Genomic DNA, 12,621 nt, shown 5'->3' with positions numbered 1-12,621 from the left:
TGCCGATTATGTATTCAGGCTGTGCATGAACTGAAATTACCCTGTCAGAGATTACCCCCGCCGGCATCCGGCACTCATCGCTCGCAGGCGACTCCGTCGCCGTCGCGATCCAGCTTCGTGCTGTAGCCGGGCTGGCCAGCGTAGATCGGTGCCGCACCGGCGGCGCGGACGGCCGAGCAGTTGGCGTATGAGGTGGCCACAGGTGCTGCAGGCGCTGCGGGCTCCGGAGCCCGTGCGGGAGAAACCGGCGGGGGAGCCACGGCGCCCATTCGCTGCCGGTTATCCACGTCCGCTCCGGCACCTGCGCCCGCCCCCGCCCCGACACCGGCTGCGTCAGTCTCGGTCTCCGTGGGCTCAGAGGGCTGAGGCTCCGCTTCGGCTTCCTCGGTGACGGTGGTGGTGACCGTCGTCGTGTCGCGCTCGGCTTCCTCGGTGACCGTCACGGTCGTGGTTGGGCCGGGAACCTCGACCTCGGTGGGCTCGGAGGTGCAGGAGCCGATCAGGCCGATCACGGCCAGGAAGGCGAAGATGATCGCGCCCCACTTCAGGCAACCACTGCCTGTGGAGCGCTGCGGCTCGCCAGGCGATGACGTGGAGGTGTCGAAAGGGGAGGTGTTGTAGTCGCCGGAATTTCCGCCGGTGTTGAAGGAGCCCATATTGAAGGGTCCGTTGGAAGAAGGCATGGCCAAGTCCAATCTATGAAATTCTCAAAGGCACTCGCGGCGAGCGCCGTCCTTGTGGGCATCGCGGCGTGTAGGTGGGACGTTTCGCAAGGCATGAATGGGGGTGGTCACCAACTACCCCCTGTCAGAGTGCTCACGCTGATCGCGACGCGACGTCGCCAATCAATTAGTTCCCTGCAAGTCATAACCTTTGTTTGATGCCACCTCCCTACGGGGAGGGGCCGGAAAAGCCGCGCGTCATATCCTTCTGTGGAATGTCGGCAAGCGGATCAAGAAAATCAGTTCAACGAGGGGACAGCTCCACTGGGGATATTGCCCTGCGGGGGCGGGGGTGTGGCGGATATGGTGCCGAGGATTGGTTTGGTGCCGCCGGTAGGGCTCGCTGCGGGCGCCAGGGGCCCGACCACCGGGGGCGTCCGGCGATGGTGGGGGGCGTTTGAGGAGGTGGAGGTGAGATATGGGGCAACGAGCGGAGAGGGCTGGGCAGGGGGGTGTAGGTCCGGGCGTAAGAATTGCGGCAGGTCAGAGACGTCTTCTGCTGTTGCGGATTTTTCGAATTAGGGGGATGGTGTGGGCATGAGCACGAAGGTAAGGGATTTCAAACATCGCACGACGGTGCTGCCGCCCGACAATCTTGACGACATGTTGGATCTCTCGCGGTTCCTCGATCAGCACGACGCTCCCGCCGCGCTGCTGGGACCCGACGGCGAGCAGATTCAGCTCCCACTCGAGGTGCATGAGCTCCTGACCCGGATTGTCGCTGCGATGGCCAGGAAACGGGCCATCACGATTTCTCCGGTGGACAGGAAGCTGACCACCCAGGAGGCGGCTGATCATCTCGGCATCAGCCGACCTACACTGATCAAGCTGATCGATAAGGGGGAGATCGCCTGTGAAAAGCCGACGGGCAGCCGTCACCGCCGCATTCTGTTGGCTGATGTGCTTGATTACCAGAAGTCGCTCAATGAGAAGCGGGACCAGGTCTTTGAGGAGATGGTGAATGACGCTGAGGATGACGGACTGTATGACGTCGACGAGTCCACCTTCTACTCCGCGGTGAAAGAGGCACGTTCGCAGCCGGAGGGGCGAGAATAGTGGCGGGGTTTCGGGCATTGCACCCTCGTTCCGATCGTCAAAGCGGATCTGCTGCTGGAGCTCGCGCGTCGTGATGCCTTCGTTCCTCTCTGGAGCGGGCGGATCCTCGACGAGGTGTCGCGGGCGATAGTCAAAGTCACGGACACTCCATTGGAACGGGCGAGGGTGCGGGGACAGCGGATGGATGAGGCTTTTCCTGATGCCCGCGTCGAGAACTGGGAGAGCCTCGTCGACTCGATCAGGGGAGTCCCCGACTCCGATGACAGACACGTCATCGCCGCAGCCATTGAGGGAAATGCCTCTGTCATCGTCACCGATAACCTCCGGGACTTTCCTGATTCGGCTCTCGAGCAGCATAGTCTGCATGCGGTGAGCTCGGATGAGTTCCTCTTGGATGTGCTCGATCTCAATCAGGTGCGGGTGGTGAAGGCCCTGGAGGCCATGGTGGAGAAGCGGCGGCGACCGCCGGTGACCATGGATGAACTGCTGTACCGGTTGGAGCGGTCGATGGCACCGCGGTTCGCCGACGAAATGCGCGGGATCGTGGACGAACTGTAGAGCTCTCGCTTCCGCCAGGCCTCCGCGCGGCGTCGATAAGCAATCGTTTCCCCGCAGGTCATAACCTTTGTTTGGCCCCACCTCGCACGGGGGAGGACAATGAGGGCACCTTTATTGCTTCGGCCGACGGGGCCTGCGACAACGTGGACAGGACTCGAGGCCCCGTCCCACTGAGGTGGTCCTGCATGTCCCATGTCGTAGAAGCCCGTCGCGCCCCCATGTCGGAGGTGATCCCTCTTGTCCTGGCGCTGCTGGTCGCGGTCTTCGCCTTCCAGCTCAACGCCTCCATGCTCTCCCCGGCCCTGGCCACGATGGAGCGGGAGCTGGGCGCCACCGCGGCCCAGATCGGCCTGACCCAGACCGCGTTCTTCACCGCGGCCGCGCTGTTCTCCCTGTTCCTGCCGCGCTGGGGTGATCTGGTGGGGCGTCGCAAGATTCTCGTCGGCATGATGGCGCTCACGGCGATCGGCTGCGTCGTCTCCGCGCTCGCGCCCAACGTCACCGTGCTGTTCATCGGCCGCGTCATCCAGGGTGTGGCCGGCCCGACCGTGCCGCTGTGCCTGATCATGCTGCGCCAGCAGGTCCCCAACGAGCGGCAGTACGCCCTGCTGCTGGGCATCCTCACCTCCGTCAACGGCGGTATCGCGGGCGTCGATGCACTGGCCGGTGGCTGGCTGGCCGGCACCTTCGGCTTCCGCTCCATCTTCTGGGTCATGGCCGTGGTATGTGTCCTCGCCGTTGTCGGTGTGCGCCTGTTCGCCCGCGAGTCCACCGCCGAGGTCACCCCGCCGATGGACTGGAAGGGCGTGGTGCCGCTGGCCATCGCCATCGGCGCGCTGCTGACCGCCTTCAATGAGGCGGGCAAGCTGGCCGGCGCGAATTGGCTGCTGTTCGCCGTGCTCGTGGTCGTCGGCGCCGCGGGGATCATCGCCTTCTGGAATATCGAGAAGCGCCAGGAGCACCCGCTGGTGACCGTCGAGTACCTGAAGCAGCGCCGCACCTGGGCCCTGCTGCTGACCACCCTGCTGACCATGACCGGCGTGTTCGCGGTGATGAACGGCCTGATCCCGAACCTCGGACAGGACGCCGAGAACGGCGCCGGCATGGCCGCCGAGACGGTCTCCTGGTGGACCCTGACCCCGTACGCGCTGGCTGGCCTGGTGATGGGTCCGATCGCCGGTGCCCTGGCCTCCCGCTTCGGCTACAAGCTCGTCATGCAGGTCGGCCTGATCGGCACCCTCGTGGGCCTGGTGGCCGCGATCTTCATCACCGCGGCCCCCGCCGGCTGGATGCTGCTGATCATCTCCCTGTTCATCGGCGTGACCTACGCGGGCATCGCCAACATCATGCTCAACGGCCTGGGCGTGGTGCTCAGCCCCGCCGACAACCAGGGCTACCTGCCGGGCATGAACGCCGGCGCCTTCAACCTCGGCGCGGGCGTCAGCTTCGCCATCCTCTTCGCCGTGTCCACGATGTTCGCTGACAACGGTGGCGGGTACGCGGCGGGCATCACGGCCGGTGCGGTTATCGTGGGGCTGGCGTTTGTGACCTCGTTCCTGATTCCCAACCCGGAGACCATCACCGACACCCTGGCGGCCAAGGAGAAGGCCGACGCCGCCGCCGCTGACGTCGCTTCCACCGCCTCTATCAAGGAGTAATCCCCACATGGCACGAAAGATCATCCTCGACTGCGATCCCGGCCACGACGACGCCGTCGCCATCCTGCTCGCCGCCGGCAACCCCGGGATCGAGCTGCTCGGCATCACGACCATCGGCGGCAACCAGACCCTGGAAAAGGTCACCTACAACGCCCGCCAGGTGTGCACCGTTGCCGGGCTGACCGACGTGCCAATGTACGCCGGCTGCACCCGCCCGCTGGTGCGGCCGGTGGAGGTCGCCGAGGACATCCACGGCGACACCGGCATGGAGATCCACGGCTATGAGCTGCCCGAGCCGACCGTGGAGCTGGCCGAGGGACACGCGGTGGACTTCATCATCGACACCGTGATGAACTCCGAGCCCGGCACCGTGACGCTGGTGCCGACCGGCCCGCTGACCAATATCGCCCTGGCCGCCCGCAAGGAGCCGCGCATCGTCGAGCGCGTGGCCGAGGTCGTGCTCATGGGCGGCGGCTACCACGTGGGCAACTGGTCCGCCGTGGCCGAGTTCAACATCAAGGTCGACCCCGAGGCCGCCCACATCGTGTTCAACGAGCCGTGGCCGCTGACCATGGTCGGCCTCGACCTGACCCACCAGGCCCTCGCCACCGACGAGGTCGAGGCCGAGATCAAGGCACTGGGCACCGACGTGGCCGACTTCGTCGTCGGGCTTTTCGACGCCTTCCGGAAGAACTACCAGGACGCCCAGGGCTTCGAGCACCCGCCGGTCCACGACCCGTGCGCCGTGGCCTACCTGATCGACCCCTCCGTGGTCTCCGTGGTGAAGGTGCCGCTGGACGTGGAGATCGACGGCAGGCTGACCACCGGCATGACCGTCGCCGACTTCCGTGCGCCGGCACCCGAGGACTGCACCACGCAGGCGGCCGTGGACCTCGACCACGAGAAGTTCTGGGGCCTCGTGGTGGACGCGATCAAGGCCGTGTCCAAGTAGTCCCAGTAATCCAAGTAGTAGTGCCGTGAGCCGGTGAGGGCCGGGCGGGCGTCGATGAGCGTCCGCCCGGCCTTTTGCGCTCATCCGAGGCCAGGATCGTGCCCCGACACATGTTGTGAGGCGCGCATATACTCGGCTCGGTTGTGTCCACAGCAACAGGATTCGAACCCGATGCAGAGTAAGGAACGAGGTGCCGCATGACTGTCACCGTCCGTCCCCGACAGGCGGATCCGCAGGAACTCGCGGATCTGTACACGACCACCCGGGCGCTGACCGATCGGCTGGTGTCGCGGCTGAGCCCGGAGGACCAGGTGCCCCAGTCGATGACCTCGGCCAGCCCGGTAGCCTGGCACCGGGCCCACACCACCTGGTTCTTCGAGGAGATGGTGCTCGGGCGGGTCGAGAATCCCGGGCACCGGTTTTTGTTCAACTCCTATTACGAGGCCATCGGCGACCGCCAGCCCCGCCCGCAGCGCGGGATGATCACCCGGCCGTCGGTGGCGGAGATCGCCGGGTACCGCGCGGACGTCGACAAGCGGGTGACGGCGGCGCTTGAGGGCGGCGACCTCGACGGGCGCGCCCTCGAGCTGCTCGAGATGGGCTGCCACCACGAGCAGCAGCACCAGGAACTGCTGCTGATGGACTTCAAGCACCTGCTCTCGCTCAACCCCACGGATCCCGTCTACCTGGAGCGGCCGGCGGATACGCTTGTCGACGTCCCGGAGTGCGGCTGGGTGCCCGTCGCCGAGGGTGTCGCCGAGCTCGGTGCCGAGGACTCGTGGGGCTTCTCCTACGACAACGAACGCCCGCGCCACAGGACCTATCTGCCGGAGGGGGCCATCGCCGACCGGCAGGTCACCGTGGGGGAGTGGAAGGAGTTCATGGCCGACGGCGGCTACCGGCGCCCTGAGCTGTGGCTGTCCGACGGTTGGGCGTCGGTCAAGCAGAACGGCTGGGAGGCACCCGGTTACTGGCGCCGGGAGGAGGACAGCACCTGGACCACGTTCACCCTGTCCGGTCGCCGACCGGTGGTGGACTCGGAGCCGGTCGTCCACATCTCCTTCTACGAGGCCCACGCCTTCGCCACCTGGGCCGGACACCGCCTGCCCACCGAGGCGGAGTGGGAGTCCGTCGCCGGGGACTGGGACTTCGGCGACGAGCTCGACCCGCAGCGCTGCCACCCCGGTAATGTGCGCCGCAACTCCATCGGCGGGGTGTGGGAGTGGACGCAGAGCGCCTACCTGCCCTACCCCGGCTTCCAGCCCGAGGAGGGGGTGGCCAGCGAGTACAACGGCAAGTTCATGTCCGACCAGTACGTGCTGCGCGGGGCCTCGGCGCTGACCCCGGCCGGGCACTCGCGGAAGACCTACCGCAATTTCTTCCCCGCCGAATCCCGCTGGGTGTGCGCGGGCCTGCGCCTGGCGACGGGGCCGATCCGGTGAGCGAGCAACACGTCCTCGAGGAGGACCTGCGCAAGGGGCTCTGGGAGGAACCGGCGACGCTCCCGCCGCGCTGGTTCTACGACGAGCGGGGAAGCCGGCTCTTCGACGAGATCACCCGGTTGCCCGAGTACTACCAGACCCGCGCCGAGGCGGCGATCCTCGGCGAGTGCGCCGCCGAGCTGATCGCGGCCTGCCGTCCCGTGACGGTACTGGAACTCGGGTCCGGGACCTCCACCAAGACACGGATCCTCCTCGACGCCTGGCTGGCCGGAGGTGCTGCCGGTGACGCGGGTGGCAGGGAGTTCATCCCGATCGACGTCAGCGCCGAGATCACGGAGGAGGCCGCCGGGCAGCTCACGCAGGCCTACCCGGGCCTGCGGGTCAACCCGGTCATCGCGGACTTCCACCACCTGCCCGACCCGCTACCCGGGGTGGCCGGCCGCCGCCTGCTGCTGTTCCTCGGCGGGACCATCGGCAACTTCACCGAGGAGGAGCGCGCCCGGTTCCTGTCGAAGGTCCGGGCCCGGCTGGCACCGGGCGACCACCTGATCATCGGCCACGACCTGGTGAAGGACCCGGCCCGGCTGGAGACCGCCTACGACGACGCCGCCGGCGTGACCGCGGAATTCAACCTCAATGTCCTCGACGTGATCGCCCGGACGGTGCCCACGGCAGGCCTCGACCGGGGCGACTTCCGGCACGAGGCGCGCTGGAACGACCGGCAGCGGCGGATCGAGATGCACCTGGTCGCCGAGAAACCGGTGGACATCGCATTCCCCAGCCTGGGGAGGCGGCGCCGGTTCACGGAAGGCGAGTCCATCCTGACGGAGATCTCCCGGAAATTCGCCCCCGGCGAGCTGGCCGGGGACGCCGCCCGGGCCGGGTTCACGCGGGAGCGGACCTGCACCGACAGCCGGGGCGACTTCGCGCTCGACCTGTACCGGGTCTGAGGACCGGGGCGCGGCCACCGGGAACGGCCGGTGCCACGGGGTTTCCGCGACGGTGACGGAAGCTTCCCTTATAGGCTGAACCGGTGACCAACACCAGTGCTCTCAGTGTCAGCGACGGCAACTTCCGCCTCGTCGTCGGAAATGATCTGGACGTCTCCGCGGAGGAGATCTCGGCGGCCGGACGCACCGTCCGGTTCGGCCCGCGCGAGCTCGTGGCACTGGCCCGGCTCGTCGGGGAGGCCGGGATCGGGAAGGCCTCGACGCACGGCCTGCTGGTGATCTCCGATGACCTGAACCCGGAGGCCGGCGGTGGCGTCCACGTGAGCGCCGGGGGAGGGGAGCTCGGGGGTCTGCTGCGGGCGGCGAGCGAGGAGAAGCTCGCGGTGGTGCTCACGGAGGCCGTGGCCCGGGGCTGGTTCCACACCCTGTCTCTGGCCGGTTCGGGCCCGCTGGCCTGGACGCGGGAGGACTCGGAGCACATCGGTCACCTGGGCATCCAGGGCCGCCCGCTGCTCAGCGAGTACCTGGCGGAGCGCCGCCGCGCGGTACGCGGCGGCGGCTACAGCGCCCAGGCGCCGGCGGCGATTCCGGCGGATGACGAGTCCGCCCGCGAGGTCCTGTGCAGCCTGCTGGAGGAGTCGGGCAGCCGGACGCAGTTCGGCGCCGCGGAACTGGCGGTGGCCGGCGACGGGGAGCTGCGGACGATCGTGCGGGCGGCGACCGCAGAAGGCGAGTGGCTGGACAACCTACGTCTGGCCTTGGCCGCGGAGGAGGCGCTGGCGGCGGATCTGCTCCTGGAGGTGCTGGCCGCCATGCGGCACAAGACCGGGCCCCTGGAACGGTGGACGCGGCTGCGGGCGGCGATCGCCGCCCGGGTGCTGGCCTGCCGGGGCCGGATCCCGATCTTCGAGGAGGTGCTCGACCGGCTGGAGCGCGCACCTGAGTCGGTGTGGGACCAGGTCTTCCGCCGCGGGAAGGTCAAGAGCACCCGCTACGTGGGCGAGGACGTCGCGGCCTACCTCAACACGTTCACCGAACCGGAGGGCGACGGGGCACCGGACGCGGCCGCCGCGAAGCGGCTGCTCGAGGAGCTGCGGGCCGCGGCGGGCGGCGACGGGCCCGGGGACGGCCAGGGGAAATCACTGGTCTGGGTGGACCCGGCGGACCTGGGAAGCGGGCAGACCGCCGGCTCCGACGACAGACCCACCCTGGAGGACCTGGCCAGGGCGCTGGGCGGACAGTTCGCCCGCCGCGTGCCGGCCGTCGAGGAGATGCTCCGCGGGCAGCGCGAGTTGTATCCGGACGAGGACGACGAGTCGCTGACCGCGCGCCTGCGCAGGGCGACGCTGGCGCAGTTGGATCTGGTCGATGTGACCGAGGAGGACAGCCGGGAGACGGTCAGCGAGATCGTCATGGACCATGTCCTGGCCCTGAGCATGCTGCGCGGGGTTCCGGTGGCGACGGAAACGGACCTGGAGAAGCTGGGCGCCCGGCTGCTGACGGCGGCGGGCTGGACGATCGCCATGCGCAGGAGCGCGGAGTCTGCCGGGGCGGCGGCGGGGGTGGTCGTGGAGTACGGGTTGCCCCTGGTCCAGGAGGTGGTGGTGGAGTTCCTCTTCCACCAGATGACGAAGGTCAAGCCGGCGAAACCCGGTACCTACCGCAACGCCTATAAATTCGCCCGCTCCAAACTCGGGCGGGCGCGCCGGGATCCCCGGGTCCGCGATGCCGCGGCGGGTGGTGCGATGGCGGGGATGCGGATGACGTTGGACCGGGTCCCGAACCGTCTGCTCCTGTGGAGCATCGACCGCGAGATCGGCAAGGCCGGGCGCTGAGGTGGGACCGCGGTGCGCGGCGGCGAATGCGTGCGATCCCCTGTGCGACTGGTGCGGGTGGATGTCGGGGCGTCGTCGTATCATCAGTCGACCCTGCGAAAGGACCTGATATGGCACACCACCCCTACGATCACGATCCCCGGTTTCCTCAGTCAGCTGCGGCGCGGGGCAACCCGTGGGAACTCGCCGAGGGCTGGATCGCCGACACCCGGCCCGCCGCCCAGCGGCGGGAGGCGGTCGACCGGATGGCGCGGTACCGGCCGAACGCCCTCAAGCGGATTCTGGCATGGGCCAGCGCCGGATTCGGTGGCCTGTGGATGGCGATGGGGCTTCTCCTGGGTGTCGTTGACGACCTGGGCGGCTGGGATGCCGTAGCGTTCGTGGGCATCGCCTCCCTGTTCGGGCTGCCCGGCCTGTACTGGCTGCTGCGCACCCGGGAGGACCGGCGGACCATCGCGCGGTGGACCGCCCGCGTACAGGAGCAGCAGCAGATGCGCCGGTTCCTCACCGGGCCGGACCTGGAGCTGCTCGGCGAGCCGGAGCCGGTGCCGCTGCTGCCGAAGCGGCGGTGGGCATGGGTGCTTGCGGGGCAGTTCGCGGCCTTCTGGGTGTTCGTGGTCGCGACGAACTTCGCCGTATAGCTCCTCTGTGCCGGGTGAAACGCCGACCCAGGAATAACTCTCAACCTCAGGTTTAACTTTAATAAACGGGGGTTGCAGTGGGGGTTCAGAGTTGCCCGGGGATGGTGAGCTGGCCGACAATCGCGGTTGTCACGTTGTGAAGCTGGTGCTTCATGAGGGACGCATGCGAGGCCGTTGGGGAAGACGACCCTCGTCTTGCACCATTGCTCTCGGGGGCGGTATTTCCATCTGCAGCCTTTGAGGGCATTGGTGTTCATGCTGCCGAAGGAACACCGACATGACGACCATTGCACCATCTCTCGCACGTTGGTTGAGCGCCGCCGATTCTTCGGCACGGCTCGATCCGTGGGAGAGCCCCGACGCGACCCCGCTCGACCTCGACCTCGACTTCGCTCTTGTTGCCGATGACCGCTCCGACGTCACCCGTACCGCCGTGCTGACGGTTTCCGGGATGCCGAAGACCCTGCGTCCGCGCATCGAGACCGCCATGGTGGTCTGCGTCCCCTCCGAGCCCGAGCTGTCGGCCCCCACGGAAGATCCGTTCACCGCGTCGTGGTTCACCTCCTGGTGGCGCGACCGGCCGGCCGAGCGTGCGCGGGAGGACGGCGTTCTCCTGGAATGCCGCCAGGTGCTGACCGGTTCCGCCGCGGAACTGGACCGTCTGCGGATCGTCGTCGAGGGGCTCGCGGACGAGTACTGCTTCTCGGGGGACCTGCGGATCGTGGACTGAGGCTCCCGTTCCGGCACGGGCTCTCGGGGAGGAGCCCGAGAAGATGAGGTGGAGGAGTCCTCCACCTCGGTTGAACGATGTCGGCCGGAAAGTGCCGCCGCCAGCCGGGGATACTAACGGGGGAGGGGGCTGAGTGCTCCGGGCAGGTCGCCTGGAAGCTCCGGGAGGAACGTGCGCGGTTCGGAGGGGAAACACTCTCGAACCGCGATGTTGTGCTGCCCGTTGTGAGGGCCAGGTGCTGTGTCCGAGGAGCCGTCTAATCTGCGATGTATGAAGACAGGTCCAGGGGAACACAGGGGAATTGCCCGCCTCCCGCGGTGGAGATACCGGGATCGGCAGGGAATTACGGGAGATCTCGCCGCCGAATCGATCAGCCTCTGGCACGAAGACGTTTATCAGCGGTGCGATCCCACTGCGTGCCGGGGGATTCTCAGGCAAGCGGACGCGAGGCATGCCGCGCGGGAGGGAACATGGAACTCGCCGATCTGATCATCCGGATCGTCACCCTCCTGGTGGCCATCGTCGGCGGTGGGGTCGGTATCGCGAGCCTGATCCAGAAGTGGAAGTCGGACCAGAGAAATGCCTGGTGGAATCGTTTTCAATGGTCGATGGACAAGATACTCAGCGCCTCGGAAGCTGATCAGGGTGTCGGATGGGCCACACTTCCCGCCATCGTTGATGCCGCACTCGAGTCCACCAATGATGAGCTGATGGCGCGGGCTGTCCTCGAGTTTCTCCAGGAGCAAAGCGAATATGGCGAGGTAGAGTTGAGGGAAGAAGGAGGCGATCGCGATGGCAAGCATCACTAGCGGGAAAGACGGTCGGACCATCAGCCCCAAAGTGCGCAGAATCGGACGAGTCAGCCGAGACCGCTCTCACTCGTCTCCGGACGAACAGTGGCACGCCCGGACCGAGGAGAACGCGCGTACCGGTCGGCGGGCCCCGGAATCCGAGTACCTCAGCCGGTTGCGCCGGGAGAGCATCCGCCGGACCAGGGAAGTGATCTACCGGCGGTACCCGGCGCTGAAGCCGACGCCCACCGCAGACCCACGCGGGCGTCGATAAGCGTCTACTCGCTCTCGAGGTAGTAGCCGTCGCCGAAGGGATCGAGGATGTTCTCCGCGACGTCGGCGATCGAATCGACGGTGCGGATGGGGCGGAAGGGGTACCTGGCGATCTCGGAGTCATCCGCGATGCCGGTGCGCACGAGAATGGTGCGCATGCCGGCCTCGAGGCCGGTCTTGATGTCGGTGTCCATGCGGTCGCCGATCATCACGGCGCGCTCGGAGTGGGCGCCGATGGTGTTCAGCGCCGAGCGCATCATCACCGGGTTGGGTTTGCCGATGAAATAGGGGGTCTTGCCCGTGGCCGCGGTGATCAGGGCGGCGACGGCGCCGGTGGCCGGCAGGATGCCCTGCGGGGCGGGGCCGGTGACGTCCGGGTTGGTGCAGATGAACCGTGCCCCGCGCGCGATGAGGTTGATCGCGGTGGTGATCGCCTCAAAGGAGTAGGTGCGGGTCTCGCCGAGCACCACGAACTCGGGATTCGTGTCGGTGAGGATCCAGCCGGCCGCGTGCAGCGCGGTGGTCAGGCCGGACTCGCCGACGACGTAGGCGGTGCCCTCCTTCTCCTGACGGGCCAGGAAGTGGGCGGTGGCGGTCGCCGAGGTCCAGATCCGGTCGGCCGGGATGTCGAGACCCGAGGAGGCCAGGCGGGCGGACAGGTCACGCGGGGTGTGGATCGAGTTGTTGGTCAGCACCATGAACTCGATGTCGTTCTCACGCAGTGCGTGGATGAAGCGGTCGGCCCCGGGGATCATCTCGCCCTCCTTGATGAGGACGCCGTCCATGTCGGTCAGGTACGAAATGCTCGCTGTCATGCCTGCCATTGTGCTCACTTATCCGCGGGCGCGCCCGCGGGCGGGGCGGGTTTCCGTTGTTTCCGGAACTTCGCGGGCCGTCCGGCGGTCAAACGGAGTATGACAGGTTTTCGGTTTGAGCTGAGTCGTGACAGCGCCGGTACCCAACAGCTATGTGGTGGCGACTTCAGTTCTTTGCGCAGATGCAAGTTCTCCCGT

At 67.4% G+C, this 12,621-nt stretch carries 12 protein-coding genes; 10 read left to right on the top strand and 2 right to left on the bottom strand.

All coding sequences use genetic code 11. From position 1 onward, the window contains the following. Positions 1 to 74: 74 nt before the first annotated feature. Positions 75 to 683, bottom strand: a complete 609-nt coding sequence (locus tag A605_RS10240; protein ID WP_081602122.1) for an excalibur calcium-binding domain-containing protein — start codon at positions 681 to 683, stop codon at positions 75 to 77. A gap of 576 nt (positions 684 to 1,259) precedes the next feature. Here A605_RS10240 and A605_RS10235 point away from each other — a divergent pair. The 10 genes from A605_RS10235 (at position 1,260) to A605_RS10190 (ending at position 11,353) form a co-directional block, all read left to right on the top strand. Next, positions 1,260 to 1,778, top strand: coding sequence for a helix-turn-helix domain-containing protein (locus tag A605_RS10235; RefSeq protein ID WP_015401442.1), 519 nt, complete (start codon positions 1,260 to 1,262; stop codon positions 1,776 to 1,778). 33 nt (positions 1,779 to 1,811) lie between these two features. Next, on the top strand, positions 1,812 to 2,336 hold the full coding sequence (locus A605_RS10230) for a VapC50 family PIN domain-containing toxin (RefSeq protein ID WP_027004508.1): 525 nt from the start codon (positions 1,812 to 1,814) through the stop codon (positions 2,334 to 2,336). 185 nt (positions 2,337 to 2,521) lie between these two features. Next, positions 2,522 to 3,994 carry a uridine transporter UriT gene (gene uriT, locus A605_RS10225; protein ID WP_027004509.1) on the top strand — a complete coding sequence of 491 codons (1,473 nt, stop codon included), beginning with the start codon at positions 2,522 to 2,524 and terminating at the stop codon, positions 3,992 to 3,994. 7 nt (positions 3,995 to 4,001) lie between these two features. Further along, complete coding sequence (gene uriH / locus A605_RS10220; protein ID WP_015401439.1) at positions 4,002 to 4,946, top strand: uridine-preferring nucleoside hydrolase UriH; 945 nt, start codon at positions 4,002 to 4,004, stop codon at positions 4,944 to 4,946. Between the two features lie 197 nt (positions 4,947 to 5,143). Beyond that, a complete protein-coding gene (gene egtB / locus A605_RS10215) occupies positions 5,144 to 6,388 on the top strand; it encodes an ergothioneine biosynthesis protein EgtB (protein ID WP_015401438.1) in 1,245 nt (414 codons plus the stop codon). Continuing rightward, positions 6,385 to 7,338: an L-histidine N(alpha)-methyltransferase gene (egtD, locus tag A605_RS10210; protein WP_015401437.1), complete on the top strand. Its 954-nt coding sequence runs from the start codon at positions 6,385 to 6,387 to the stop codon at positions 7,336 to 7,338. The genes egtB and egtD overlap by 4 nt, the downstream gene beginning before the upstream one ends. A gap of 83 nt (positions 7,339 to 7,421) precedes the next feature. Continuing rightward, positions 7,422 to 9,173 (top strand): hypothetical protein, encoded by a 1,752-nt coding sequence (locus A605_RS15520; protein ID WP_015401436.1) that lies wholly within the window; start codon positions 7,422 to 7,424, stop codon positions 9,171 to 9,173. A 110-nt stretch (positions 9,174 to 9,283) separates the two neighbouring features. After that, complete coding sequence (locus tag A605_RS10200; protein ID WP_015401435.1) at positions 9,284 to 9,814, top strand: hypothetical protein; 531 nt, start codon at positions 9,284 to 9,286, stop codon at positions 9,812 to 9,814. 277 nt (positions 9,815 to 10,091) lie between these two features. Continuing rightward, a complete protein-coding gene (locus A605_RS10195; protein WP_015401434.1) occupies positions 10,092 to 10,544 on the top strand; it encodes a hypothetical protein in 453 nt (150 codons plus the stop codon). Between the two features lie 470 nt (positions 10,545 to 11,014). Continuing rightward, positions 11,015 to 11,353: a hypothetical protein gene (locus A605_RS10190; RefSeq protein WP_015401433.1), complete on the top strand. Its 339-nt coding sequence runs from the start codon at positions 11,015 to 11,017 to the stop codon at positions 11,351 to 11,353. A 260-nt stretch (positions 11,354 to 11,613) separates the two neighbouring features. Here A605_RS10190 and A605_RS10185 read toward each other — a convergent pair whose 3' ends face one another. Beyond that, entirely contained in the window at positions 11,614 to 12,423 is an 810-nt protein-coding gene (locus tag A605_RS10185; RefSeq protein ID WP_015401432.1) for an HAD-IIA family hydrolase, read from the bottom strand. Positions 12,424 to 12,621: the final 198 nt, after the last annotated feature.

This window comes from Corynebacterium halotolerans YIM 70093 = DSM 44683 (assembly GCF_000341345.1).
Classification (GTDB): domain Bacteria; phylum Actinomycetota; class Actinomycetes; order Mycobacteriales; family Mycobacteriaceae; genus Corynebacterium; species Corynebacterium halotolerans.
This window is presented reverse-complemented; position numbering and strand designations above follow the sequence as displayed.

What these genes read in the sequence shown, in the direction of transcription:
- A605_RS10240 (WP_081602122.1), bottom strand. Translation starts at nt 683, where the DNA reads ATGCCTTCTTCCAACGGACCCTTCAATATGGGCTCCTTCAACACCGGC.
- A605_RS10235 (WP_015401442.1), top strand. Translation starts at nt 1,260, where the DNA reads ATGAGCACGAAGGTAAGGGATTTCAAACATCGCACGACGGTGCTGCCG.
- uriT (WP_027004509.1), top strand. Translation starts at nt 2,522, where the DNA reads ATGTCCCATGTCGTAGAAGCCCGTCGCGCCCCCATGTCGGAGGTGATC.
- uriH (WP_015401439.1), top strand. Translation starts at nt 4,002, where the DNA reads ATGGCACGAAAGATCATCCTCGACTGCGATCCCGGCCACGACGACGCC.
- egtB (WP_015401438.1), top strand. Translation starts at nt 5,144, where the DNA reads ATGACTGTCACCGTCCGTCCCCGACAGGCGGATCCGCAGGAACTCGCG.
- A605_RS10200 (WP_015401435.1), top strand. Translation starts at nt 9,284, where the DNA reads ATGGCACACCACCCCTACGATCACGATCCCCGGTTTCCTCAGTCAGCT.
- A605_RS10195 (WP_015401434.1), top strand. Translation starts at nt 10,092, where the DNA reads ATGACGACCATTGCACCATCTCTCGCACGTTGGTTGAGCGCCGCCGAT.
- A605_RS10190 (WP_015401433.1), top strand. Translation starts at nt 11,015, where the DNA reads ATGGAACTCGCCGATCTGATCATCCGGATCGTCACCCTCCTGGTGGCC.
- A605_RS10185 (WP_015401432.1), bottom strand. Translation starts at nt 12,423, where the DNA reads ATGACAGCGAGCATTTCGTACCTGACCGACATGGACGGCGTCCTCATC.